Annotated in this window: 25 protein-coding genes and 1 tRNA gene; 12 read left to right on the top strand and 14 right to left on the bottom strand. The window is 57.6% G+C overall.

The genetic code is table 11. From position 1 onward, the window contains the following. The first annotated feature begins 3 nt into the window (after positions 1 to 3). Positions 4 to 783 carry a type III pantothenate kinase gene (locus AC2TEM_RS08315; protein ID WP_170397028.1) on the top strand — a complete coding sequence of 260 codons (780 nt, stop codon included), beginning with the start codon at positions 4 to 6 and terminating at the stop codon, positions 781 to 783. Continuing rightward, a complete protein-coding gene (locus AC2TEM_RS08310) occupies positions 780 to 2,447 on the top strand; it encodes a ribonuclease J (protein ID WP_170424091.1) in 1,668 nt (555 codons plus the stop codon). Before AC2TEM_RS08315 ends, AC2TEM_RS08310 begins: the two co-directional genes overlap by 4 nt. Here the strand turns inward: AC2TEM_RS08310 and AC2TEM_RS08305 are convergent. After that, the gene (locus tag AC2TEM_RS08305) at positions 2,444 to 3,145 is read right to left on the bottom strand and encodes an NUDIX hydrolase (RefSeq protein ID WP_170424090.1); all 702 of its coding nucleotides are present in this window, start codon (positions 3,143 to 3,145) and stop codon (positions 2,444 to 2,446) included. The two genes, AC2TEM_RS08310 and AC2TEM_RS08305, sit on opposite strands and share 4 nt — an antisense overlap. Further along, entirely contained in the window at positions 3,142 to 3,540 is a 399-nt protein-coding gene (locus AC2TEM_RS08300) for a DUF983 domain-containing protein (RefSeq protein WP_170397024.1), read from the bottom strand. The genes AC2TEM_RS08305 and AC2TEM_RS08300 overlap by 4 nt, the downstream gene beginning before the upstream one ends. Positions 3,541 to 3,761: 221 nt before the next feature. Between AC2TEM_RS08300 and AC2TEM_RS08295 the strand changes: the two genes are divergently transcribed. From AC2TEM_RS08295 to AC2TEM_RS08280, 4 genes are read left to right on the top strand one after another with little or no spacing between them, the layout of a single operon-like run. After that, on the top strand, positions 3,762 to 4,217 hold the full coding sequence (locus tag AC2TEM_RS08295) for an EF-hand domain-containing protein (protein ID WP_170403961.1): 456 nt from the start codon (positions 3,762 to 3,764) through the stop codon (positions 4,215 to 4,217). 6 nt (positions 4,218 to 4,223) lie between these two features. After that, positions 4,224 to 4,838 carry an RNA polymerase sigma factor gene (locus AC2TEM_RS08290; RefSeq protein ID WP_170403958.1) on the top strand — a complete coding sequence of 205 codons (615 nt, stop codon included), beginning with the start codon at positions 4,224 to 4,226 and terminating at the stop codon, positions 4,836 to 4,838. Further along, positions 4,831 to 5,175, top strand: a complete 345-nt coding sequence (locus AC2TEM_RS08285) for a hypothetical protein (protein ID WP_170397018.1) — start codon at positions 4,831 to 4,833, stop codon at positions 5,173 to 5,175. Before AC2TEM_RS08290 ends, AC2TEM_RS08285 begins: the two co-directional genes overlap by 8 nt. Next, complete coding sequence (locus AC2TEM_RS08280) at positions 5,172 to 5,645, top strand: periplasmic heavy metal sensor (RefSeq protein ID WP_170397015.1); 474 nt, start codon at positions 5,172 to 5,174, stop codon at positions 5,643 to 5,645. The genes AC2TEM_RS08285 and AC2TEM_RS08280 overlap by 4 nt, the downstream gene beginning before the upstream one ends. Positions 5,646 to 5,649: 4 nt before the next feature. On the opposite strand, the gene AC2TEM_RS08275 is transcribed toward AC2TEM_RS08280, so the two are convergent. Further along, positions 5,650 to 7,056: a diguanylate cyclase gene (locus AC2TEM_RS08275; protein ID WP_480856133.1), complete on the bottom strand. Its 1,407-nt coding sequence runs from the start codon at positions 7,054 to 7,056 to the stop codon at positions 5,650 to 5,652. 83 nt (positions 7,057 to 7,139) lie between these two features. Between AC2TEM_RS08275 and AC2TEM_RS08270 the strand changes: the two genes are divergently transcribed. The 5 genes from AC2TEM_RS08270 to AC2TEM_RS08250 all read left to right on the top strand — a co-directional run bounded on the left by AC2TEM_RS08270 (position 7,140) and on the right by AC2TEM_RS08250 (position 11,518). Further along, positions 7,140 to 7,424, top strand: coding sequence for a DUF3572 domain-containing protein (locus AC2TEM_RS08270; protein ID WP_170424089.1), 285 nt, complete (start codon positions 7,140 to 7,142; stop codon positions 7,422 to 7,424). 19 nt (positions 7,425 to 7,443) lie between these two features. Beyond that, entirely contained in the window at positions 7,444 to 8,139 is a 696-nt protein-coding gene (locus tag AC2TEM_RS08265) for an HAD family hydrolase (RefSeq protein WP_170424087.1), read from the top strand. A 113-nt stretch (positions 8,140 to 8,252) separates the two neighbouring features. Beyond that, positions 8,253 to 9,812 carry a trimethylamine methyltransferase family protein gene (locus AC2TEM_RS08260; protein WP_170424085.1) on the top strand — a complete coding sequence of 520 codons (1,560 nt, stop codon included), beginning with the start codon at positions 8,253 to 8,255 and terminating at the stop codon, positions 9,810 to 9,812. Between the two features lie 123 nt (positions 9,813 to 9,935). Further along, on the top strand, positions 9,936 to 10,523 hold the full coding sequence (locus AC2TEM_RS08255) for a heme NO-binding domain-containing protein (protein ID WP_170424083.1): 588 nt from the start codon (positions 9,936 to 9,938) through the stop codon (positions 10,521 to 10,523). Further along, positions 10,520 to 11,518: a GGDEF domain-containing protein gene (locus AC2TEM_RS08250; RefSeq protein WP_170403937.1), complete on the top strand. Its 999-nt coding sequence runs from the start codon at positions 10,520 to 10,522 to the stop codon at positions 11,516 to 11,518. Before AC2TEM_RS08255 ends, AC2TEM_RS08250 begins: the two co-directional genes overlap by 4 nt. Before the next feature lie 24 nt (positions 11,519 to 11,542). Here the strand turns inward: AC2TEM_RS08250 and AC2TEM_RS08245 are convergent, their stop codons facing one another. The 8 genes from AC2TEM_RS08245 to AC2TEM_RS08210 form a co-directional block, all read right to left on the bottom strand. After that, positions 11,543 to 12,229, bottom strand: coding sequence for a CbiX/SirB N-terminal domain-containing protein (locus tag AC2TEM_RS08245; RefSeq protein WP_170424081.1), 687 nt, complete (start codon positions 12,227 to 12,229; stop codon positions 11,543 to 11,545). 72 nt (positions 12,230 to 12,301) lie between these two features. Then, positions 12,302 to 13,234 (bottom strand): AEC family transporter, encoded by a 933-nt coding sequence (locus AC2TEM_RS08240; RefSeq protein WP_170424079.1) that lies wholly within the window; start codon positions 13,232 to 13,234, stop codon positions 12,302 to 12,304. Between the two features lie 44 nt (positions 13,235 to 13,278). Further along, entirely contained in the window at positions 13,279 to 14,076 is a 798-nt protein-coding gene (locus AC2TEM_RS08235; protein WP_170396999.1) for an MBL fold metallo-hydrolase, read from the bottom strand. Next, a complete protein-coding gene (locus tag AC2TEM_RS08230) occupies positions 14,073 to 14,879 on the bottom strand; it encodes a TatD family hydrolase (protein WP_170424075.1) in 807 nt (268 codons plus the stop codon). Before AC2TEM_RS08230 ends, AC2TEM_RS08235 begins: the two co-directional genes overlap by 4 nt. Beyond that, positions 14,879 to 15,997, bottom strand: a complete 1,119-nt coding sequence (locus tag AC2TEM_RS08225; protein WP_170424073.1) for a DNA polymerase III subunit delta' — start codon at positions 15,995 to 15,997, stop codon at positions 14,879 to 14,881. The genes AC2TEM_RS08230 and AC2TEM_RS08225 overlap by 1 nt, the downstream gene beginning before the upstream one ends. 1 nt (position 15,998) lies before the next feature. Next, positions 15,999 to 16,631, bottom strand: coding sequence for a dTMP kinase (gene tmk / locus AC2TEM_RS08220; RefSeq protein WP_170403915.1), 633 nt, complete (start codon positions 16,629 to 16,631; stop codon positions 15,999 to 16,001). After that, positions 16,628 to 17,794: a D-alanyl-D-alanine carboxypeptidase family protein gene (locus AC2TEM_RS08215; protein WP_170424071.1), complete on the bottom strand. Its 1,167-nt coding sequence runs from the start codon at positions 17,792 to 17,794 to the stop codon at positions 16,628 to 16,630. The genes tmk and AC2TEM_RS08215 overlap by 4 nt, the downstream gene beginning before the upstream one ends. Positions 17,795 to 17,812: 18 nt before the next feature. Further along, positions 17,813 to 19,144 carry an SPOR domain-containing protein gene (locus AC2TEM_RS08210; protein ID WP_170424069.1) on the bottom strand — a complete coding sequence of 444 codons (1,332 nt, stop codon included), beginning with the start codon at positions 19,142 to 19,144 and terminating at the stop codon, positions 17,813 to 17,815. 204 nt (positions 19,145 to 19,348) lie between these two features. On the opposite strand from AC2TEM_RS08210, the gene AC2TEM_RS08205 reads away from it, so the two are divergent. After that, a tRNA-Ser gene (locus AC2TEM_RS08205) sits at positions 19,349 to 19,438 on the top strand. A gap of 375 nt (positions 19,439 to 19,813) precedes the next feature. Here the strand turns inward: AC2TEM_RS08205 and AC2TEM_RS08200 are convergent. Genes AC2TEM_RS08200 through AC2TEM_RS08190 form a run of 3 tightly spaced genes read right to left on the bottom strand, consistent with a single transcriptional unit; the run spans position 19,814 to position 22,133 of the window. Further along, the gene (locus AC2TEM_RS08200) at positions 19,814 to 21,493 is read right to left on the bottom strand and encodes a recombinase family protein (protein WP_480856132.1); all 1,680 of its coding nucleotides are present in this window, start codon (positions 21,491 to 21,493) and stop codon (positions 19,814 to 19,816) included. Continuing rightward, complete coding sequence (locus AC2TEM_RS08195; protein ID WP_480856131.1) at positions 21,490 to 21,906, bottom strand: DUF2924 domain-containing protein; 417 nt, start codon at positions 21,904 to 21,906, stop codon at positions 21,490 to 21,492. Before AC2TEM_RS08195 ends, AC2TEM_RS08200 begins: the two co-directional genes overlap by 4 nt. Continuing rightward, positions 21,903 to 22,133: a DUF3489 domain-containing protein gene (locus tag AC2TEM_RS08190; protein ID WP_480856130.1), complete on the bottom strand. Its 231-nt coding sequence runs from the start codon at positions 22,131 to 22,133 to the stop codon at positions 21,903 to 21,905. Before AC2TEM_RS08190 ends, AC2TEM_RS08195 begins: the two co-directional genes overlap by 4 nt. Positions 22,134 to 22,326 lie beyond the last annotated feature (193 nt).

Raw genomic sequence — 22,326 nt, 5'->3', positions numbered from 1 at the left:
GGGATGCTTCTGGCGATTGATTGCGGCAATACCAACACCGTTTTCTCGATCTGGGATGGCGAAAAGTTTCTGTGCACCCTGCGCACCTCAACTCATCATGCCCGCACAGCGGATGCCTATTTCACCTGGTATTCAACCTTGGTGAAACACTACGGTATCGAAGCTGATATCTCGGATGTGATCATCGCCTCAACCGTGCCACGCGTGGTGTTCAACCTGCGGGTCTTTGCTGATCGCTTTTTTGGATGCCGGCCGATTGTTGTTGGCAAGCCAGATTGCCTGCTGCCGGTCAATCCGCGCGTGGACGAAGGCACCGTGCCCGGTCCGGACCGGTTGGCCAACGCGGCGGCGGCGTTCGACCGCCATGGCGGCAATGTGGTTGTGGTTGACTTTGGGACGGCCACGAATTTCGACGTGGTCGCAGCCGACGGCGCCTACGTCGGTGGTATCATCGCCCCTGGCGTGAACCTGAGCCTTGAGGCACTGCATCAGGGTGCCGCGGCGTTGCCGCATATCGACATCACGAGGCCCGAAAAAGTGATTGGAACAAACACGGTTGGCTGTATCCAGTCCGGCGTGTATTGGGGATATTCCGGCCTGATCGAAGGGCTGATCTCGCGCGTGAAAGCTGAATACGGAATGGCGATGAAAGTCGTCGGTACCGGGGGCCTGGCGCCTCTGTTTGACCAGGCTGACGTGGGTTTTGACGCTATCGAGGATGATCTGACGATGCACGGGTTGACCGTGATACATCGCTATAACAAGGAAAATGGCTCAACATGAGCAGTGAACGACTGATCTATCTGCCGCTGGGCGGTGCAGGCGAAATCGGCATGAATGCCTATGTCTATGGTTACGGTAAGCCGGGGCAAGAGCGGTTGATCCTTGTGGATCTTGGCGTTGCCTTCCCGGACATGGACACCTCGCCCGGCGTGGATCTGATCTTTGCAGACATCACCTGGTTGAAAGAGCGCGCCGATCAGCTGGAAGCAGTTTTTGTCACTCACGCGCACGAAGATCATGTCGGGGCGGTGGCCCACTGTTATGAGGCTTTAGGCGCGCCGGTCTACGCGCGCGCTTTTACCGCCAATATCGCGCGTCGCAAGATGGAAGAACGCGGCCACCCGACCGAGGCGGTGCAAACTGCGTCTCCATGGCCCGAACAGATCAAGGCTGGCCCGTTTACCGTTGGTTTCCTGCCGGTTTCGCATTCCATCCCTGAAAGTGCAGGGCTCGTTATCGACTCGCCTGCCGGACGCGTGGTGCATACGGGGGATTTCAAGCTCGATTCCAACCCGGTCGTGGGCGAACCATTCGATCCCGATCTGTGGGCCGAGGTGGCAAAGCCCGGCGTCAAAGCGTTGATCTGTGACAGTACTAATGTGTTCTCAAGCCATCCCGGGCGTTCGGAATCCGAAGTCGGCCCCGAGATCACCCGTCTGGTTCAAGAGGCCAGCGGCATGGTCATCGCAACCACGTTTGCCTCGAACGTGGCACGCGTGAAAACGCTGGCAGAGGCGGGACAGAAAGCCGGCCGTTCGGTCGTTCTGCTGGGTCGTGCGATGCGGCGTATGATCGAGGCGGCGACCGAGACCGGCATCCTGACCGATTTTCCAAAGGTTATCAGCGCCGAAGAGGCCGTCGACGTGCCGCGCGCGAACCTGATGTTGATTGTGACTGGCAGCCAAGGCGAACGCCGCGCAGCCAGCGCCCAACTGGCGCGCGGTAAGTATCGCGGACTAGAAGCGAAAGAGGGCGATCTGTTTCTGTTCTCGTCCAAGACTATTCCCGGCAATGAACGTGGCGTGATCCGCATCATGAACCAGCTCAGTGAGAAGGGAGTGGATGTAGTCGATGACAGCTCTGGTCTGTATCACGTCTCGGGTCACGCCAACCGGCCTGATCTTGAGAAGGTTCACGCTCTGATCGATCCGCAGATGGTCATCCCGATGCATGGCGAACACCGCCACTTGCGTGAGCATGCCAAACTGGCCGAAACGGGCGGACGTACTGGGATTCTCGCTGTTAACGGCACTATGCTGGATCTGACTGGGAATGCGCCCAAAGTGGCGGATTATATCGAGACTGGCCGGACCTATCTGGATGGTACAGTCAAAATCGGCGCCTTGGACGGCGTGGTACGCGACCGGATTCGCATGGCGCTGAACGGCCATATCACCATCACCGTGATTTTGGACGAAGAAGACGAACCGCTGGGTGAGCCGTGGTGCGATACGATGGGCCTGCCCGAAATGGGATCATCCCGCGCGGGGCTGATTGAGGTGCTGGAAGAGGACCTGAACCAGTTCCTGATGCGTGCGGGCGCAAAGACGCTGCGTGATGACGACAAACTTGAAGAAGGGTTGCGCCGGATCGCACGTCAGACCGCGCAGGCCGAGATCGGCAAGAAACCCGAGGTAACAGTGGTTGTTAGCCGAATGCGTTAATCTGCATAAGGCATCGGATAGCCCCGAAGCTGCAGGAAAAGGCTGGCCTCTTCGTTGTTGAGAAAGAAGGGAACGGTTTCAGGCGGGTTCTGGTCCTCTGCACGGGCGGCGACTTCGGCCAGAACAACTTCGGTGATGAAGGGCAGGTCGTACTCCCGCGCTTGGCTGATCTTGACCCATTGCAAATGCGATAGCTCGTCCGAGGCATGGGTGAAGTCGTCAAGATCCCCCTGAATCGCGTCCGCATCGACCAGAAAGAACCTGGCGTCGAACCGGCGGGGTCGCCCCGGTGGTGTGACTGCGCGAAAGACAAATTGCAGTGCTTCTGCAGACGGCAGGTAGCCCATCGCCGCAAAGCTTTGCCAATCGGCCGGGATCGCGCCTTGCCAATCCCCTTGTTGCCCCAGAACAAGCCCGGTTTCTTCCCACAACTCTCGGATCGCCGCGACAGCCAGAGAGGTCTGCAAGTTTGGCGCTGATTGTTGTGACAGGCGATCGGTGCATAGATCGGGCAATGGCGCGCTAAGCGGGATGCCTGCATCGGAAGCATCAACCGCGCCGCCCGGGAATACGAATTTGTTCGGCATGAACGCAGCCTTGGCACCGCGTTGGCCCATCAGGATCGACGGGTCTGTGAACCGATCACGCAATACGATTACGGTAGCAGCATCCCGGATTGCGGTTTTATCCGCCGTCATCCGGCCTTGCCAAACCCGTGCATCCGCCGTGCCCATTGATAGGCGACCACGGCCCCTTTGAGACGGGGCAGAAGGAACAGGGACAGCGCGACGCATCCGATCGAGAATGCAATCGCCATGGTCCATGGATCGGGACGCCACTGCACGTAAGAGACATGAAGGGCGGGTGCCAGAAGGTGCCCCACCAGCAGGATCGTCAGGTAGGCCGGGCCGTCATCAGCGCGATGATGGAACAATTCCTGCCCGCATTCCGAACAGGTGTCATTCACCTTGAGATAGCTGTGCAACAGCGCACCCTCACCGCAATTCGGGCATTTGCACCGGAACCCTCGGATCAATGCGGGTTTTGTTGGGCGGTCTTCTTCGAGCGAACTGTCAATTGTTTGGTCAATCATATGTATCTCGCGCATCTTTCCTGAAGGCATATAGGCAGGATCAGACCCAACGGAAAAGGGGGGTGCGTCGCTTTGTGGCGCTGCTGCTTAGCGTATCATTTTCTATTGGCGTTTCAAATAAAGCAAAAAAAGTTGTGCCGGAAGCGACGGAAACCCGCCCAAGCCGCGTTTGAATAGGTATCAACAGCGGCAAATGGCCGCCAAATTCAGGGAACTATGTAATGAAAACCAAAAGCTTCATTTCGGCAATCGTCGTAGCTGCAGTTACTGTGACCGGCACTTCCGCTTTGGCCAAGGGCCCGCGTGCGACATTTCAGGAACTGGATGCCGACGGGGACGGGCAGGTGACTCAGGCCGAGATCGAGACACATCGCAACCAGAAATTCACCGCTGCCGATACAGATGGCGACGGCCAACTGAGCGTCGAAGAAATGCAGGCTGCGGCGCAGACCAAGGCCAACGAGCGTGTTACCAAGATGTTCGAAAAGCACGACGCAAATGCGGATGGTTTCCTTAGCGAAGATGAATTGCCGAAACCGCGCCGCGCCTCCAAGATGTTCGAGCGCATCGATGCCGACGGCAACGGTTCGATCTCAGAGCAGGAATACGCGGATGCAAAAGACAAAATGGGCCGGAAACACAAGCGGCATCAGAAGTCGGACACCGACAACAACTGATACGGGATGGAGGATCTGACCTCTTATCCCGACATCGAGCATGGCGGAACACCTGCCATGCCCGAGCCCAGCGACGAAGAGTTGCTGGGCCGGTTTTCTGATGGCGATGCTACGGCGGCCCGCCTGCTGACCGGGCGGTTGGGGCCGCGAAGTTATTCCGTGGCTTTGCGAATGCTGGGAAACCCAGCAGAAGCAGAGGACGTGACGCAAGAAGCGATGATGCGCCTTTGGAAGATGGCACCTGACTGGGTGCCGGGGCAGGCGCAGTTATCGACCTGGCTCTATCGCGTAACACTGAATCTATGTGTGGACTTGCGCCGGAAAAAGCGGCCTCAAGCGTTGGACAATGTGGCCGAACCCGAAGATGAGACTGCAAGTGTGGTCGACCAGATGCAGGAGAGTGCCCGCAAGGACGCGTTGCAGGCTGCATTGGAGCATTTGCCGGACCGGCAGCGGCAGGCTGTGGTTCTGCGGCACATCGAAGAATTGTCCAATCCCGAAATCGCGGGGATCATGGATATTTCGGTCGAGGCGGTTGAAAGCCTGACCGCGCGTGGCAAACGATCTCTGACCGCGATACTGGCGGGGCGTCGGGATGAACTGGGGTACGAACATGGCTGATCAAGATAACGAACTCGACCATCTGTTTGCACGGGCGCGTGCGGCGCGAGATACGTTTCCTGACGATCTTGCGGTTCGCATCGAAACGGATGCCGAAGCCATACGTCTGGCCCGGACTGCAAGACCGCAGCGGCGGACATGGCGGCAAAAGATAGGCGTTATCGGGGGGTGGCAAGGGTTGAGCGGTCTTGTGGCCGCAAGCGCAGCTGGCGTCTGGATCGGGTTCTCCGCTCCGGCCTTCTTGCCGGACCCTGTTGATTATTTCATCTCACAAGAGACGACCTATCTGATGGCCGATCTGAATTTAGACGAAAACTATCTGGAGGACGCAGAATGAGCGATCATCCCGCACCCAAACGCAAATGGATGCCGATATTGCTGGTTGTCTCTCTTGCTTTGAATCTGCTGATTGTCGGAGTCATTTTGGGTGCGGCATTGCGCTTTAAAGGAAGCGCTCATGCCGATGCGCCTCCGGGATTTGGCCCGGCGCTGTATTATGCGCTGCCAAAGTCGGATCGAAAGGCTCTGAGGGGTGAGTTGTCGGACCTGCGCGGAAAAGGATCACATCGGCGCAAGCAGGATTTTACTGCTCTTAGTCAAGTGCTTAGGGCCGTGCCTTTCGATCCCGCAGCGGTTGCGAGTCTTTTGGCACAGCAGTCGAAGGCAACTGCTGATCTGCAGACTGCGCTTCATCAGCAATGGCTGGCCCAGATCTCGGCCATGAATGATGACCAACGTGCCGCTTACGCGGACCGGCTGGAGGACGTGGTTAAACGCGGCCCGCGCAAACACAAAAAACGGGACTGACTAGTCACGCTGCGCTTTGCCGAATCTGTACCTGGTTGCGGCCCGCTTTTTTGGCGGCATAAAGTGCTTTGTCCGCCGAGCTGATCAATCGACCGACCGGGTCTGCTTCGCCTGGATGAGAGAGTTCGGGCGGGGTACATAATTTCACCCCCACGCTGATCGTTACGGGTACTGGGGCCGGACGATCCGGCAGCTGAAAAGGTTTTTCGCAAATTGTTTCACAAATCTGTTTCGCTTGCTTCAGCGCTTGGTCGGTTGAGGTATTCGGTAGCCCGATCATGAACTCTTCGCCGCCGATACGCGCGACAAAACCGGTTTTTCCTATCACGACTCGCAGCCTTTTCGCGGTTTCGGTCAGAACCAAATCCCCCGCGGCGTGACCGTAACGGTCATTGATTGCCTTGAAGTGGTCCAGATCGGCCAGCATCACGGCGAATCCGTGTTCCGTTTCTGGGGCCTGATGCGCGATCTGGTCCAGCGCGCGCATCGCATAGCGGCGATTGAACAGTCCCGTCAGCGGATCGATCAGGGATTCGGCCAAATCCCTGCGCAATGTCGCTCGCAATCTGTCGTCTCGGGTCTTGCGGGCGATCAAAGTTTCAAGCCGCAAGCATATCTCATCTGTCTGAAACCCGCCCATGCAGACCGCATCAGCGCCTCGGTCCAGCGCCTCGGCCGCAAGTGCGGGATTATCATCCGGCAACACACCGATCAGCACCGTATTTCGTGTCGCACCGCGCGACCGAAGATCTGCCAGTAGGTTCCGCCCCGAGCTATTCGGTGCAAGCTCAACAACAATCGCGTCCGGGATCGTCCCGGACAGGATGCCTTTGAGATCAGGCAGAGTATGGCCGGTCACACGATGCCGGGTTTGATGGGTCAGAGCATTACTCCACAACGCGCTGGTTCGAACTGTTTGCGTCAGGATCGCGATCTCTGCCGTCGATGGCGGGGCGATCAACACCTGTGGCGCCTCGCCAAAGCCAATGGTTTGGGCCGAACCTTCGATGTTTAATTCCTGCCGTTCGGCGCGTGTACGTAACAAGCTGCGCACGCGGGCCAATAGAAGTGTATCCTTGAACGGATAGCCAAGCACATCATCCAGCCCGTCCGACAGTGCCTTCAAACGCGCTGCTTTGTCGTTTTGCGGTGCAATCGCAACAATCGGCACATCGATCAGAGCAGGATCTGCCGCCATCACTTTCTTAACATCCGCAGCGCTTCCGTCGGGCAGAGTTTGCGCTGTAAGAACCAGATCAGGCCGTGTCCGCCGCAGCAATGCACCAAGCCCGGCCAGTTTCTCACCCTGCACGACATGGTACCAGGCGGCCGTCAACTGAACCTTGAGCATTATGCGATTGGTCGAAACACCGTCGAGGACGAGTATGGTGCCTTGTACAGACATAGCCATTCACCGTTTGATTGCATGCGTTGCTAAAGTGTTTATGAGTCTGGTTAACAAACCCTTTCCAACACATTGTCCGAGGCCAGTTTATGCCGATCTCCGCCAATTCCGCTGAAACTCTGGCCCTGAATGTGCTGGGCTGGCTGGTGGGAAATGATGAGTTGCTGCCCGTTTTCCTGGGGGCGACAGGTGCCTCGGAACAAGATTTGCGCGACCGTGCGGGTGAGACAGAATTTCTTGGGTCTGTGTTGGACTTTCTGTTGCTTGACGATTCATGGGTGATCGCTTTTTGTGACGCCAATTCCGTGCCCTACGAAGAGCCGGGTCAAGCCCGTGCCGCGTTGTCCGGAGTTTCGGATATGCACTGGACCTAACCCAAAGGAAATTTGTTTCATGGCAATCGACGCCCTCGTGTTCGACAAGGACGGTACTCTTTTTGATTTTGCAGCCACTTGGGGTGCGTTCGGGCGTATCGCGATGCTGCAGCTCTCTGATGGAGATGTGCAGCGCGCGACCGAGTTGGGGAAGGCCATCGGATTTGATTTTGAACAAGAGAGCTACGACCCGAATAGCGTAGTCATCGCCGGAACGGTCGATGAAGTTGCTGCAGCCCTGACACCGCATTTGCCTGAGGTATCTCTGGGGCACCTGATCGAAACACTCAACCGGGCGTCAGCGAACGCAGAGCAGATCCAAGCCGTTCCCTTGGCACCATTCCTTGCCGAGCTGCGGCGCGCCGGGCTGAAACTGGGCGTTGCGACGAACGATGCTGAAATGCCGGCCCTGCAGCACCTGCAGTCCGTTGGTGTGCGGGACCATTTTGATTTTGTAGCCGGATATGACAGCGGACATGGTTACAAGCCAGGTCCGGGGCAGCTATTGGCCTTTGCTCAGCATGTCGAGGTCGCGCCATCTCGTGTTGCGATGGTTGGTGACAGTCTTCACGATCTAGAGGCGGGACGCGCCGCAGGGATGGTCACCATCGGGGTTCTGACCGGCATGGCGACGGCCAAAACACTCGAACCGCTGGCGGATGTCGTCTTGCCCAACATCGGGCACATTCCCGGCTGGTTGTCGAAAACCGAATAATCTCGGTTCCAAATCGCCGGGTTGGATAATAAAACCGACAACTCTTGTCGCAGACAGAACGGCGATACTGAATCTTCGGGGCTTTCATAGGAGTGAAAGCGCGGAGGATGGTGATGGCTGAGAGCAAGACACGCAAACGTCGCGGTGGTGGACGCGCGGGTGCAGCCGCAAGGCGCGGCGCGGCGGTGATCGAGCAGATGCCCTGGAACCCGCCCACAAACATCGACAAGCCAATCGAGCCGTTGGGACCCGAGGGGATCGAAGCGGTTCACGAAGGTGCCATGCGGATTCTCGAAGAGATCGGCATCGAGTTCTACAATCAGGAAGCCATCGGGATCCTGCGCAAGGCGGGCTGTACAATTTCCGGCGACAACGTCCGCATGGACCGGGATTTCGTGATGGAAATGGTGGGCAAGGCGCCCAGCAAATTTACCATCACGCCGCGCAACCCGGAGCATCAGATCGAGATTGGTGGCAAGACCATTCTGTTCGGCAATGTTTCATCCCCACCAAATTATTGGGACATGGAAATCGGAAAAAAAGTGCCCGGCACCCGGCGGATGTGTCAGGACCTGCTGAAGTTGACGCAATACTTCAACTGTATCCACTTTGCAGGTGGATATCCGGTTGAGCCGGTCGATATCCACGCCAGCATACGGCACCTTGATGTGCTTTATGACAAGCTGACCCTGACTGATAAGGCAATGCATGCCTATTCGCTGGGGAAAGAGCGCGTCGAAGACGTGATGGAGATGGTGCGTATCGCGGGTGGCCTGAGCCACGAGGAATTCGAGGCCACGCCCCGGATGTACACTAACATCAACTCGACCTCACCGTTGAAACACGACCATCCAATGATCGATGGCTGCCTGCGGTTGGCGCGGCGTGGGCAGGCAATTGTCGTGACGCCTTTCACTCTGGCCGGGGCGATGGCCCCTGTGACGATGGCTGGCGCAGTGGCACAATCGCTTGCCGAAGCGCTGTGCGCGATTGCGTTGTTTCAGTACGTTCGCCCGGGTATTCCATGCGTGATCGGGACCTTTACTTCGAATGTCGATATGAAATCCGGTGCGCCTGCATTCGGGACACCGGAATACATGCGCTCGACCCAGATGACTGGGCAGATGGCACGGTATTATGGCTTGCCTATGCGGTCCTCGGGCGTTTGCGCGGCAAATGTGCCCGATGGGCAGTCGGTTTGGGAAACCTCGAATTCCCTTTGGGCGGCGGTGCAGTCAGGCACCAACATGGTATATCATGCGGCAGGCTGGCTTGAAGGAGGCCTTATCGCAAGCCCCGAGAAATTCATCATGGATTGCGAAATCCTGCAGCAGATTCAGCGGTATATGCAGCCGGAACTGACAGCGACGGGCCCGGATGACATCGCCCTTGAAGCGATCCGGTCTGTTGGAAACGACGGGCATTTCTTTGGCATCCAACATACGCAAGATCGCTATACCACCGCATTTTATCAGCCGTTCCTGAGTGACTGGAAAAACTTCGAAGCCTGGGAAGCAGCTGGTGGTATCTGGACTGCGGAACGTGCCCATCGGATGTTCAAGGAGATCGTGAACAATTTCGAAGCCCCGAAGATGGATGAGGCGATCCGCGAGGAGCTGGCCGAGTTTGTTGAGCGCCGCAAGGCCGAAGGCGGTGCGCCGACCGATTTCTGATCGCTTCCCAATCCGCCCCTCAGTTTGGGATTAGATCGGATTCTCATAATCCCGTATCGGATTTTGGGTGTTTGTTAAGTTTTCTGCGATCACTTGAGAGTGTCTTTCAATCTGAGGCGACTCATGCACGGGCTGATCAACAGGGCGATCCAATCCTTTGTCTGCGCCACCTACGGGCGTCAATGCTGGTTGCGCGCGACTCATACGGCCGGGCTGGGATTTGACGAGTTCGAGGCGATGTTGATCTATGACACGGAGATATCGACCCGAGTGCTCGACGCTTTGTGCGCTGACTTGAACCGCCCAAAATCCGAATTTCTTGAGGATCTGGGCACTTATCTGGTCTCACACTCGAACATGGAAGATTTACGCAGGTTATTGCGTTTTGGCGGGGTCACCTATTTGGAGTTTCTGCATTCGCTTGATGATCTGTCGGATCGCGTCCGCCTCGCTGTGTCCGATCTGAGATTGCCGGATTTGGAACTGCAGGAACACTCGCCCGGGGAATATCACCTGCACTGTACTCCTGATTTGCCGGGGTATTCCAGCGTCATGACAGGTGTACTACGAGCCATGGCGGATGACTATGGGGCGTTGGTGATCCTGTCCAATGAAGGGTGCCAAAACGGGGCTGAGTTGATTTCAATCACATTGATCGAAAGCGCGTTTGCCGAAGGGCGTCACTTTGATCTTGGGGCACGTAAATCATGATCAAGACCGCAGATCTTGGACAGTTGCTGGACACCTTATGTCCGATGTTCGTCCTTGTAGATGACATGGGGCGGATCGGGCAGGTTGGACCAACTCTGCAGAAGCTACGTCCGGATCGGCCTATGGTCGGCCGAAGCTTTCTGGATGTCTTTGAACTGGTGCGCCCTCGCTCAATCACGACAGTAGCTGCGCTGATGATGGTGCCGGACCGAAAGCTACACCTCAGGTTTCAAGACCGGCCGCAGACTGCGTTCAAAGGTCTGATCGCGCCGTTTCCTGGCGGTAGCGGGGCGGTCATCAACCTGTCGTTTGGAATTTCGATACTGGACGCGGTACGCGACTATTCTCTGACCAGCACCGATTTCCCGGGCACTGATCTGGCCATAGAATTGTTGTATCTGGTCGAGGCAAATTCTGCCGCGATGGAAGCGTCACGCTCGCTGAACTTGCGTCTGCAAGGTGCGATGCTGGCGGCAGAAGAACAAGCCTATACGGACACGTTGACCGGGCTGAAAAATCGACGCGCGATGGATCATATACTGGGGCATTTGATTTCGTCGAAATCGAGTTTTGCAATGATGCATCTGGATCTGGATTTCTTCAAATCGGTCAATGATCGATTGGGGCATGCTGCAGGGGACTATGTTCTGCAGCAAGCCGCAAAGATCATGCTGGACGTCACACGCAGCGACGACACGGTTGCCCGAGTCGGGGGTGATGAGTTTGTCTTGATTTTTAAGGGCATGAACGATCGTACAAAGCTTGATGGTATTGCAGGGCGCCTGATTTCACGCCTGTGCAAGCCGATGCAGTTCGATGGGGCAACCTGCCGTATATCGGCAAGTATTGGTACAGCACTCTCGACACAATTCGAAGTGCCCAAGGCCGAAGATATTCTTCATGCCGCCGATCTGGCTTTATACGCAGCGAAACGAAGCGGGCGATCCTGCCACCGTTTCTATTGCGAGCTATCGGATGCGCAGCATTCCGGTTGACGCAGGTGGCCCCCCATTGCTTCGCTAAAGTGTATCCAACATCGCCGCGATGTGTCGCTTGACCTGAGGAAGCTCTGAAATCACGGGCATTACGTGTCCGTGAAAGCTGGCGCGGGCAAGTTCCTCGGGTACATCTTCCAAAACATGGCCTCCGGTGCAGGCAAAAAACGGCAGGCACAGCGCCTTGCCACCGCACCCGGTGGCGGCGTCCGCAATTGATGGGGTTTGCTCAACGAACCCGGTGCGAATGCTATTGAACGCGGTAAGCCGACCCAGATTCTCGGCGAAACCCTTTGCGACAATGGCCGGATTGGCGCTGCGGCCCGAGCCATGTGCAGCGATCACAAGATCTGTGTCCGCCGCGCTCCAAACCCTGTGCGTCAGTTCCTGATGTATGGCCGCTGTAATCAGGGCAGGCAGTTCGGGATCGATACCCATGGGGTCCAGAATCGTGACAGAACGCTGGCCAATCCGCTTTGGCAGAGCGCTGGTGACAAACCAGCCGCGCGCCATGAATAAGGGGTAGATAACCGTGTCGCTGGTCAATCCATCAAGGCAATTTTCCAACGCCTGCGGGGCTGCCAATGTGGCCGACGATACCGAAACCCGTTGACATAACTCATCTACCTCTCGCGCAAAGGCTGCTAGCGCAGCTTCTGCAGCTGCAGGGTCCGAGGGTTGGCCATGGGCGACGATAACGGCGTGTGTCATGCAGGGCTCCGGATAGGTTCTGCGATAGATGTATTGCTGGCTGGCAGAGTCAATGTTGTGTCGGCACTTTCGTCATCCCAAGAGGGTCAGCCACAACCAGACCGTCAATATTGACGCGGTCGTTCCGATCAGAACCGACGACGCGGCCACACGTTTGGCATGTCCGTACATGTTTGCGAAGATGTAGCTATTGATCCCCGGCGCCATCGCTGCGGTAAGAACGCCCGAGCGGAACAGGTCTTGCGGCAACGCCAGAGATGACCCGAAGAACCAAACCAGGCTCGGGTGCAGCATCAATGAGATACAGCAGACGAAAATAATGGTACGCAGATCGCCCTCGGGTCGGTACTTAACCAGCACGCCCCCCAGCGCGAACAGGGCACCGGGCAAGGCCGCGCGGGTGATCAGGTTCAAGGCTTCGTCCACAACTCCGGGTATGGCCAGTCCAGTGAGGTTTACGACAAACCCCAACGAGATCCCAAGAATGAGTGCATTCTTGAACATGGCCGACAGCACGGATTTCAACATCAGCACTCCGCCGTTGCCGCGGTTTCGAAGCACCTCCATCACCGTGATGCCGAGGCAATAGCAAAAGGGTGAGTGGAACGCGATGATTGTGAAGTTGCCAACTAGATTTTCGACCCCATAGGCGCGCTCGGTAATAGGCAACCCCAAGAGGACCGAGTTTGAAAACAGACAGCAAAATCCAATAGCAACCGAATCCTCCCACGCTCGTCCGAAGATCAGGCGCGCACCGATCATACCAGCGACAAAACACAGACCAGCTGCTGAATAGAAACTGACCAAAAGCCGAGGATCGAAGCTGGTGCCGAGATCGAGATTGGCAATGGCGAGAAACAGTAGGCAAGGAATGGCAAAGTTCTGCGTGAAACTCATTAACCCATCGATATGGGTTTCGCGAAAATAGCCGAACCTCGTCGCCGTGTATCCGGCACCGATGACCAGAAACACCGGCAGGATGACATCAATCAGGCTTTGTAACATGGCGGAGCCATACGGGGTATCGTAAGCGCGTGTAGCAGCATGCCTTACAGGGCGTGCCGGATCACCATGCCATCATAGGCAGGCGTGATATGATCCGGTGTTTCCGCATCGACCGTCGCATAATCCAGATCGATATGCATGTTGGTCAAAACGGCGCGTTTTGGTTTCAATTGGTCGATCCACTCCAGCGTCTTTTCCAGATGGGCATGTGTCGGATGCGGGGAACGACGCAGAGCGTCAATAATCAGGCAGTCCAGATTCGCCAGTTCAGTCATGCTCTCATCATAAAGCTCTGCTACATCAGGCAGATAGACGATGTTTCCCATTCTGAAACCAAGCGCATCAATCGATCCGTGGTTCACGCGAAATGGCCGAAGCGGGATCGTGCCGCCTGGGCCGGGAATTTCGAACGGCCCATTGATTGTCTTGAGGTCGAGTATGGGCGGATAGGGCGATCCCTCGGGCTGAACGAAGGCATAGCCAAACCGGCTGAGCAGATCGTTCTGCGTGTCACCATCGGCCCAGACGGGGACGCGGGTTTTCATATTGAAAACGATCATCCGCAGATCGTCGATCCCATTCATGTGGTCCGCGTGGGAATGCGTATAGACGACACCATCCAATCGCCCAGTCCCGGTGTCCAGCAATTGGCTACGCATATCCGGTGAGGTGTCGATCAGAACCGACGTAGTCCCGTCCGGCCCGTCCCGTTCGACCAGTAACGAGCATCGCCGACGCTGGTTTTTCGGGTTTTCCGGATCACAATCGCCCCAATGTCCCCCGAGACGGGGGACGCCACCGGATGACCCGCAGCCCAGAATTGTCAGGCGCAGCTCGCTCATGCAGCCGCCTTGTATGTGGCGGCTTTAGTGAAGAGCCGATCAAAATTGGCCTGCGTTTTTGCGGCGAAATCTGCGTAATCCAATCCGAAGACCTCAGCCCCTTTACGGGCGGTGTGTGCGGTATAGGCGGGCTCATTCCGTTTACCGCGATATGGTGGGGGGGCAAGATAGGGCGCATCGGTTTCGACCAGAATACGATCAACCGGAGCTGAAGCGAAGATATCGCGTAGTTCTTGGCTTCTTGGGAAGGCCGCGATGCCGGACATGGACAGGTAAAAGCCCAGATCAAGCGCGGCCCGGGCCAGTTCAGCCGATGAAGAGAAACAATGCATGACACAGGAATAGGGCGTATTACGATGCTCTTCGGTCAGAATGCGGGCCATGTCGTCATCAGCAGCGCGCGCGTGGATGATCAATGGCAGGCCAGTGCGCTGGGCGGCCTCGATATGGATGCGCAGCGATTGTTTCTGAACATCTGCCGACTCGGCCGTGTAGTGATAATCAAGCCCGCTTTCCCCAATGCCCACGAACTTGGGATGCTTAGCCAATGCGACCAGCTCATCGACCGTGGCCATCGGCTCATCAGCGGCGCTCATCGGGTGGGTGCCTGCAGCGTAGAAGACTGGGGCGTGAGCCTCGGCGATGGCGCGCACAGCGGGTTCGTTGCGCAGCCGGGTGCAGATGGTCACCATGCGGGTCACGCCAGCCTCGGCAGCGCGGGCGACGATATCATCCAACTGACCGTCGAAATCAGGGAAATCCAGATGGCAGTGGCTGTCGGTAATTTCGGGGGTGAGGCTCATCAGCTGTGACCGGCGGTTTCCTGTATCTTGAACACCGTATCTAGGACAAGCGAGGCAGGGTCAAGGTTCACCGCCTGCCCGTGTCGTGCGCGCGCCGTGATGAGCGCGGCGACCTCCGCCCATTGGCGGGCCTTGTGCTGCGAGTTAGAGAGGCGCGACAGAGTTTCAGCCTCATTCGGGGCGGCCTCGGGTATGGGGGCGGCACCTTTTGCACCTGTCAGCGCCAAACGCGAGAGCGCAACGTCGATCAGCGAAAGCAGCAGATCAAACCGTTCCGCAGCACCTCGCTGAGCAGCCGCTTCTGCCAGTTTCAGGGCGCGCTGGCGGTCGAGCCGGGGAAGGGAGCCCAGAATTGCAATCAGCTCGGCATAAAGCTCTAGCCCGCCGAGATTGATCAAGCGGACGGCATCACCCACTGAACCGGCGGCGAGGGCTGCCAAATGCTCGGCCCGACTAGGGATTTCTGTGCCGGTCTGCGCTAGCGCGGCCTGCATGTCATCTGCGCCAAGGGGTGAAAGCCGCAGCGTGCGGCAACGCGAACGGATGGTCGGCAGCAGGCGCGAAGGTTGGTGTGAAACCAGCAGCAGCGTCGTGCGCGCTGGGGGTTCTTCGAGCATTTTCAGCAGCGCATTGGCGGCGCTGACATTCATTTCATCCGCTGAATCGACGATAACAATCCGGCGACCACCATCGGCAGAGGACAGGCCGAAGAACTTGCCCAGTTTGCGGATGTCATCGACAACGATTTCGTTGCGCAGCCGTCCCTGATCGTTGACGGACCGGGTGATTGCGGCAAGGCCGGGCTCGGCCCCCGCCTGGATACGGTGTGCGACGGGGTGGTCCGGGTCGATGTCCAACGTCTCAGGCGCAGGAGGGGCACCAAACAACCCGCCTTCATCTGCCGGAGGTGTGGCCAACAAAAACTGTGCAATGCGCCAGGCAAGGGTAGCCTTGCCCACGCCGCGCGGCCCCGTTAGCAACCAGCCGTGGTGCAGCCGGTCCGAGTTATACGCGGTTAAAAACGCCTCTTGGGCCGCATCCTGTCCGAACAGCTTGAGAGTTTCGCGCGGATGCGGGGCACCAGGGGCCTGATCCGGTGTTTGGATATCGTCGCTCATGTCAGCTCAATTGCAGGGACGCCATGACAATATCTGTCACATCCCGCGCAACGCTGTCCATGTCCCGATTGCCGTCGACCACGTGGAATCGGTCAGAGAATTCTTGGGCCAGACCCAGAAAACCTGCCCGCATCTGTTGTTGAAGATCCAAACCGAAATCTTCGAATCGTTCTTCGGTGCCCTGACGACCTTTGGCGCGCAACAGACCGGTTTCCGGGTCCATATCGATCAGCAAGGTCATATCTGGCTCTCGCCGGATCATCAAGCTGTGCAACTGATCCACCAAACCCCGCAGATCGCCGCGCGACAGACCTTGATACATCCGGGTACTGTCGGCAAAGCGATCGCAGATCACAACCTTGCCCTCTGCCAACGCGGGTTCAATCGTGCGCTCAAGATGATCGCGCCGGGCAGCGGTGAACAGCAGGATCTCGGTCTCGGCCGACCAGCGGTCCGGATCACCCTGCAGCACAAGGCTGCGAATTTCTTCTGCCCCGTCCGATCCGCCGGGCTCGCGCGTCAGAACGACGTCGCGGCCTTGATGCCGCAAGTGCTCGGCCAGCAGGCGCGCCTGCGTGGACTTGCCTGATCCGTCAATGCCTTCGAAGGTCAGAAACGTTCCGCGCGCTGTCACATTTGCTCCAGAGGAGTGTTGATCACTTCTTTCAGAACGATGCCACCCACAGTCAACATACGCACGACAAACCCGCCCAAGGGAACATCCTTTTCCGCAACCAGCGGGCGGCGGATTTCGGGCAATCCCTCGGGTTGGATCACAAGCTCGGCCAATTGCTGGCCTTTGCTGACCGGTGCGTTGATAGGGCCGTCATAAACAACCTCGGCCTTGATGTCCTTGTCGCCCAAAACGGGGAACAGCAAGGTCAGATCACCCTCGGGCACCAATCCCACAGTCTTTTCCGCCCCCATCCAAAGCTTGGCCTGGGCTACCGGTTCTTCTGATTTGGCAACTGTCCTCTCGACAAAATTTCGAAACGACCAGTTAACCACGGCCTCAGCCTCCTCTGCGCGCTTGGCAGTGCTGTCGAGCCCTGAAAGAACAAAGACAACCCGTCGGTCGCCTTGTTTGGCAGAACCGACCAAACCATATCCTGCCTCTTGGGTATGGCCAGTCTTGAGGCCATCGGCCCCGATATCAAGCTTCAGCAGCGGATTGCGGTTTCGCGCGTTCGAGGGCGCTCGGCCATCGAATTCGAACTCTTCTTCGGCAAACAGGGGATAGTACTCGGGGAAATCGGTGATCAACCGGTCGGCCAGAACTGCCAGATCGTGCACTGACATCATGTGCCCAGCAGCAGGCCAGCCGTTGGAATTGGCAAAGTTCGAGTTGTTCATGCCCATCTGCTGCGCCCGCTGAGTCATGAAACGGGCGAATCCGGCTTCGCTTCCGTCGGGGCTGAGCGCTTCGGCGATCACGACACAGGCGTCATTGCCCGAAAGCACGATGATCCCGCGCAAAAGATCCTCGACCCGGACACGATCCTGCGTGTTGAGGAACATGGTCGAGCCGCCATAGCTCATTGCATGTTCCGAGACGGGCAAAGTTTCGTCCAGCGTCAAACGGCCATCGCGCAAGGCTTCAAACGCCACATAAAGCGTCATGAGCTTCGACATGGACGCTGGGGGCAGAGGCTGATCGGCGTCTTTAGACAACAGCACAGTGCCGGTTTTCTGGTCCATCACATAAGCCGCACGCGCGGTGGTGTCGAAGGCATGGGCAGGCAGTGTCAACAGCGCCAACCCGAGGGCCAGTGTGGTGGATCGCAAAGCGGAAAGCATCATGGGCCTCCTGTTTGATCAGTTCTTTGCCGTGAAAGCATCGGTAAACCCAAGGTCTTTCACATCGTTCAACATCGCCCGACGTTCCGCGCGGGTTGCAACGGGTCCAACCAAAACGCGCCAGACCGACTTGTCCTCGCTTTTCAGTTCCATGACTTCGGCGGCCATGCCATTGCGCCGGATCTTGTCCGCCGCGCTCTTGGCGTTGGATTCTACGCTGAAGGTGCCCGCCTGAACAAAAGGTTTTGCCAACCCACTTGTCGTCGCAGCACTCGCCGTCGCTGGTGCCGCCGCCGTTGGTTCAGAGGCCTCGATGGCCGCTGCCGCTCCGGCAATCGGGTCCAGAGGCGTTTCGGTGATTGCGTTAGGGTCTTTCTTTTGCCACCACTTGCGCTTGGCCGGTTTTTCAGCCGGTGCCGTCAGTTCGGGATCCGACAATGCTGCCGTCTGTGTTTCTGACGAAGGGGATTCGGTCTCGGCAGCCGCTGCGGTTGCTGCGCCAGCTGCAGCGACTGCAGTCTCGTCGCTTGGCTTTTTCTGCCACCATTTGCGTTTGGCCGGTTTCTCTGGGGCTGGGGCCTCATTCGCGGCCAATTCACTGGTCGGGGCTTCTGCATTGGTCAGAGCTTCTGCATTGGTCGGGGCTTCTGCACTGGGCGCATCTTCATCCGACGATGCAACAACGGCAGCCCCGGCAACGACCGCAGCTCCGGTCGCTGCTTCGGTGCTTGGCTTTTTCTGCCACCATTTCCGCTTTTGAGGCTTTTCAGCAGCGCTCGCTTCCGACGCTTCTGCAGTGTCGGTTGTTTCCGAACTCTCTGCACTATCTGTCTCTTCGGCAGGTTCCGCGGCGACAGGTGCAGGGGGTTCTTCAATAGCCTCACGTCGCAATGCGACAACCTGCACCCTGGTTGGAGCACCAGCCAGCATTCCCAATTGCTCGGCAGCGGATGACGAGACCTGCAGCGCGGGTCCCGGCAAATTCCGCTCACGGCGGAACAGGGCACCCGTTACCGATTTGTTGTTGGCTGTATTCTTGATCAGCACCCGCTCGGGTTGAGTCACATCGGGATGCGCCACCCAGATACCACCCAGCGATGGCCGCCCGTCCCACAACCCTGCTTCGGTGACCTGAAAAACCTCGGGGGCTTCAACATCGCGCTGATTGGTCGCGGCAGCCTCAGGGAACAGTTCGAACCGGTTTGTGTTGTCCGCATCTTCGGCGGCCGTATCCTCAGGCGGGTCCTCTGTAGTAAGTAGCCCTTCTTCGCATGCAGCCAATGCTGCCATGGTCACGACCAAAATTGCCAGCCGTTGTGGCCCAAAGCGTGTGCCCGTAGCTCGCTCCATTTTCTCAATCCCTTGCCTGACAAGGCCATTCCGGCCGCGCCCCACCGCGTCATTGCTGGTTCTGGTTGCCAGTCTTGCGCGGTCTTTCCCGCAGATCATAGCGCGGGCATCGGGCCATGGAAAGACTGCTACATTCGCTTCGGCAAGATTTCCCGCTTTATGGCTTGCCTCCGCGCTCAACTCGTCTTAGACCCAGCCTCACGCGGGGAGGTGGCAGAGTGGTCGAATGCGGCGGTCTTGAAAACCGTTGAACGTGAGAGCGTTCCCAGGGTTCGAATCCCTGTCTCCCCGCCACTCATACCTGTCTCACTTCAGTTGTGTTTTCTGACCCGGAATTGTGCCGCAATTCCCGCGCGTTGGCGCGTGTGCTTTCAATCAGAGACGGAGCAAATCGTACACTCAGAGCGCAATTTCGGCCGCAGTCTCAGTGTCGCATTTTGGCGGGGTCGCTTTGGGCTGGATTTCCCTGATAAGCGGCAATTTACAGGGAATTTCTGCTAAACAGGTCTGGAACCTGACATTTCAGATGTCACAACTCCATTTTTTCCAATAGCTTAGGTTGCAAATTCCCTAAAAAGTGGAACAGGGAATTTTCTCGTGGGAACAGGGAATTGTGCCGACGGATCAGGGAGGGCGAACCCTGTATCAGGGACGCAGGATCTGAAGTTATCAAAAGCCGAACTGGCGTTCCTGTTCGGACCAGTCAATTGGGTGGGTCACGCTGACCAGACGCTTGAGTGTAAGTTCGGGCGGCTGGGTGCCGTCGAGAATCGCGGCCTGAATCTTTGGTGAGAGAAAGGCGAGCTGGGCGCGGGTGCGGATGAAGGCGCCGGCGAGGTTTTCGCGGCGTGCAATTTCCATCAGTTGAAGCCCGGCTTTCAAATCACGGGCCCATCCATGGGCGCGGATCAGCATGGACCGGAGGTGGGGATCGGGTTGGGGTGCCATATCTCCGGCGATGACCTTGGCCTCGACGCCGCGGCGGCGCAGAAAGAAAGATGCGGTGATGTGTATGAGATCCGGGTGCAGATGGTCCGCAGCAATGCCAAGTGCGCTTGCCAGTGCTTTTCGGTTCAATTCGAGGTCGATCTGTCCTCGTGCAATTCCGCCGCTGGCTAGAATGTCAGCGCCGACCTGAGCGCCTTGGCCTCGAAGCCGGGTTACCAAATTCGCAACTGAAGTCTGCACTGCCTCGGCTGATCCGGCCTCCGGCTGCGCCAGTACCTGATGCGCGGCGGCGGCCTCTTGCAGACGTTTGACGATGATATCAATGACTGCGTGCTCCAGCGCAGGGCCGGGCAGTCGCCAACCCGAGATATCCTTGCCGCCGGAGATTAGTCGATTGGAGACATAATAGCGCAGCCGTCGGCCTTTGCGTGTGGTGTGGGTCGGCGTCAACCGATCACCAGTTTCGTCCTGAAGCAGACCGGTGAGCCAGGCCCCGGGGTCAGTGGAGTGTTGGCGCGCATCGGAGTCGCCGCGTGCCCGAGAACGATTGGAGGCCCGCCGCATCTTCTCTTGCACCCGGTCCCAATCGCCTTGGTCGATGATCGCCGGGTGTTGCCCGTCCCAGATCTTATCCTTGTGGCGGATTTTTCCGAGATAAACCGGGTTGCGCAGCAGGTAATAGATTTGACCCCGTGACAGCGGACAATCCCCTTTCACGCTGCCATCCGCCCGAACAACCCGTTTTGATCGCAGGTCTTCTGCCGTTGCCCGTTCTTCTACTTGGCGCAGGCAACCCAGTTCGCCATAAAGCCGAAAGAGATGCCGGACCGTTCTGGCCTCCTCCTCATTCACCACCAGCGTTCTTGCTTTTGGATCGGGGTGGCGGTCATAGCCCAGAGGCAGGTTGCCACCCATCCAAAGCCCCTTTTTCTTAGACGCTGAAATCTTGTCGCGAATACGTTCGGCAGTGACTTCCCGCTCAAACTGAGCAAAGGACAACAGCACATTCAGAGTTAATCGACCCATGGATGAAGAAGTATTGAAGGCCTGCGTAACGGACACAAAGGAACAGTTCGCCTGTTCCAGCCGTTCGACGAGCTTGGAGAAGTCGGCGAGCGATCGGGTCAGCCGGTCAATCTTGTAAACTACTACCATGTCGATACGCCCGGCATCGATCTCTTCAAGAAGGCGCTGAAGGGCAGGGCGCTCTAGGGTGCCGCCGGACAGGCCTCCATCGTCGTAGCGATCTGGCAAAAGGGTCCAACCTTCGTGTCGCTGGCTGGCGACATAGGCCGCGCAGGCCTCATATTGCGCGTCCAGCGAATTAAAGTCCTGATCCAGTCCATCTTCTGAGGACTTGCGCGTGTAGATGGCGCATCGGATTTTGCGGCGCGGGCTCATTTGGCGATCTTTCCGGTGAGTCCGAAAAAACGCGGCCCTGACCAATGCGCGCCGGTTATCTCTCGGGCGATGGCCGAGAGCGAGCGATAGGACCGACCGTTCCAAGTGAAGCCGTCTTCTGTAACGTCCACTACATGGGTCACGCTATTCCACTCGCGCAGCAGGCGCCCGCCGGGTTTTAGGGCAGGGCATGTCGGCCGGGGTTTCTTCTCAGCGCCCTTTTCCAGCGTGGCTTTGACCTGCCGGGGTAGCCCGCCATGACGGTGGGACTGCATCTCAAAGGCAATGAAACGGCGCAGGAAGGGTTGGCTGAGCATGGCGGGGGCGGGCTGATCAAACAGCTGCTGCCAAAGCGGGACCAGATCCGATCGACCCATGGCGGCGAGATCGGCGACATCGCTCGTCTTGGTCATGACGTTTCTCCAGTTCCCACCGCTAAATGATATGTGGATGGTCCATTTGGTTTGTCGGATGTTCGCCGTTCAATTGTGACGCCTTTTTTCCGCAGACCGCTTAGAGCTGCTCGGACCGAATGAGGCTGCCATCCCGTTGCTTTGCAGAGCGCCTCAAGGCTGGCGCCACTCGGGCGGCGCAACAAGGCTTGTACCTTGTCAATTTTGGTTTGTTTGGATTTGGACATGTATTGTCTCCTCTGATCTTGGGTCAGCGAGATGCCGAACCCTGGTACCGAGGAGCGCCCGAATGGCTCGGGCGTTGGTTCACTGATGCGTGGTTCACAGCAACAGTCCAGCTCTTTCTGGGGCAATCCTAGGAGAGGCGTGTTTTGCGGGGCGCTGCTGCTGTACCCCGATTATTCATCAACAATCTTAATT

The organism is Ruegeria sp. HKCCD3925, from assembly GCF_057221175.1.
Note: the sequence above shows the minus strand (reverse complement) of the source record. Positions and strands in the feature narration are given on the sequence as shown.

Excerpts from the sequence above, each read along its gene's own strand:
- AC2TEM_RS08315 (WP_170397028.1), top strand. The coding sequence starts at position 4 with ATGCTTCTGGCGATTGATTGCGGCAATACCAACACCGTTTTCTCGATC.
- AC2TEM_RS08310 (WP_170424091.1), top strand. The coding sequence starts at position 780 with ATGAGCAGTGAACGACTGATCTATCTGCCGCTGGGCGGTGCAGGCGAA.
- AC2TEM_RS08305 (WP_170424090.1), bottom strand. The coding sequence starts at position 3,145 with ATGACGGCGGATAAAACCGCAATCCGGGATGCTGCTACCGTAATCGTA.
- AC2TEM_RS08300 (WP_170397024.1), bottom strand. The coding sequence starts at position 3,540 with ATGATTGACCAAACAATTGACAGTTCGCTCGAAGAAGACCGCCCAACA.
- AC2TEM_RS08295 (WP_170403961.1), top strand. The coding sequence starts at position 3,762 with ATGAAAACCAAAAGCTTCATTTCGGCAATCGTCGTAGCTGCAGTTACT.
- AC2TEM_RS08290 (WP_170403958.1), top strand. The coding sequence starts at position 4,224 with ATGGAGGATCTGACCTCTTATCCCGACATCGAGCATGGCGGAACACCT.
- AC2TEM_RS08285 (WP_170397018.1), top strand. The coding sequence starts at position 4,831 with ATGGCTGATCAAGATAACGAACTCGACCATCTGTTTGCACGGGCGCGT.
- AC2TEM_RS08280 (WP_170397015.1), top strand. The coding sequence starts at position 5,172 with ATGAGCGATCATCCCGCACCCAAACGCAAATGGATGCCGATATTGCTG.
- AC2TEM_RS08275 (WP_480856133.1), bottom strand. The coding sequence starts at position 7,056 with ATGGCTATGTCTGTACAAGGCACCATACTCGTCCTCGACGGTGTTTCG.
- AC2TEM_RS08270 (WP_170424089.1), top strand. The coding sequence starts at position 7,140 with ATGCCGATCTCCGCCAATTCCGCTGAAACTCTGGCCCTGAATGTGCTG.
- AC2TEM_RS08265 (WP_170424087.1), top strand. The coding sequence starts at position 7,444 with ATGGCAATCGACGCCCTCGTGTTCGACAAGGACGGTACTCTTTTTGAT.
- AC2TEM_RS08260 (WP_170424085.1), top strand. The coding sequence starts at position 8,253 with ATGGCTGAGAGCAAGACACGCAAACGTCGCGGTGGTGGACGCGCGGGT.
- AC2TEM_RS08255 (WP_170424083.1), top strand. The coding sequence starts at position 9,936 with ATGCACGGGCTGATCAACAGGGCGATCCAATCCTTTGTCTGCGCCACC.
- AC2TEM_RS08250 (WP_170403937.1), top strand. The coding sequence starts at position 10,520 with ATGATCAAGACCGCAGATCTTGGACAGTTGCTGGACACCTTATGTCCG.
- AC2TEM_RS08245 (WP_170424081.1), bottom strand. The coding sequence starts at position 12,229 with ATGACACACGCCGTTATCGTCGCCCATGGCCAACCCTCGGACCCTGCA.
- AC2TEM_RS08240 (WP_170424079.1), bottom strand. The coding sequence starts at position 13,234 with ATGTTACAAAGCCTGATTGATGTCATCCTGCCGGTGTTTCTGGTCATC.
- AC2TEM_RS08235 (WP_170396999.1), bottom strand. The coding sequence starts at position 14,076 with ATGAGCGAGCTGCGCCTGACAATTCTGGGCTGCGGGTCATCCGGTGGC.
- AC2TEM_RS08230 (WP_170424075.1), bottom strand. The coding sequence starts at position 14,879 with ATGAGCCTCACCCCCGAAATTACCGACAGCCACTGCCATCTGGATTTC.
- AC2TEM_RS08225 (WP_170424073.1), bottom strand. The coding sequence starts at position 15,997 with ATGAGCGACGATATCCAAACACCGGATCAGGCCCCTGGTGCCCCGCAT.
- AC2TEM_RS08215 (WP_170424071.1), bottom strand. The coding sequence starts at position 17,794 with ATGCTTTCCGCTTTGCGATCCACCACACTGGCCCTCGGGTTGGCGCTG.
- AC2TEM_RS08210 (WP_170424069.1), bottom strand. The coding sequence starts at position 19,144 with ATGGAGCGAGCTACGGGCACACGCTTTGGGCCACAACGGCTGGCAATT.
- AC2TEM_RS08200 (WP_480856132.1), bottom strand. The coding sequence starts at position 21,493 with ATGAGCCCGCGCCGCAAAATCCGATGCGCCATCTACACGCGCAAGTCC.
- AC2TEM_RS08195 (WP_480856131.1), bottom strand. The coding sequence starts at position 21,906 with ATGACCAAGACGAGCGATGTCGCCGATCTCGCCGCCATGGGTCGATCG.
- AC2TEM_RS08190 (WP_480856130.1), bottom strand. The coding sequence starts at position 22,133 with ATGTCCAAATCCAAACAAACCAAAATTGACAAGGTACAAGCCTTGTTG.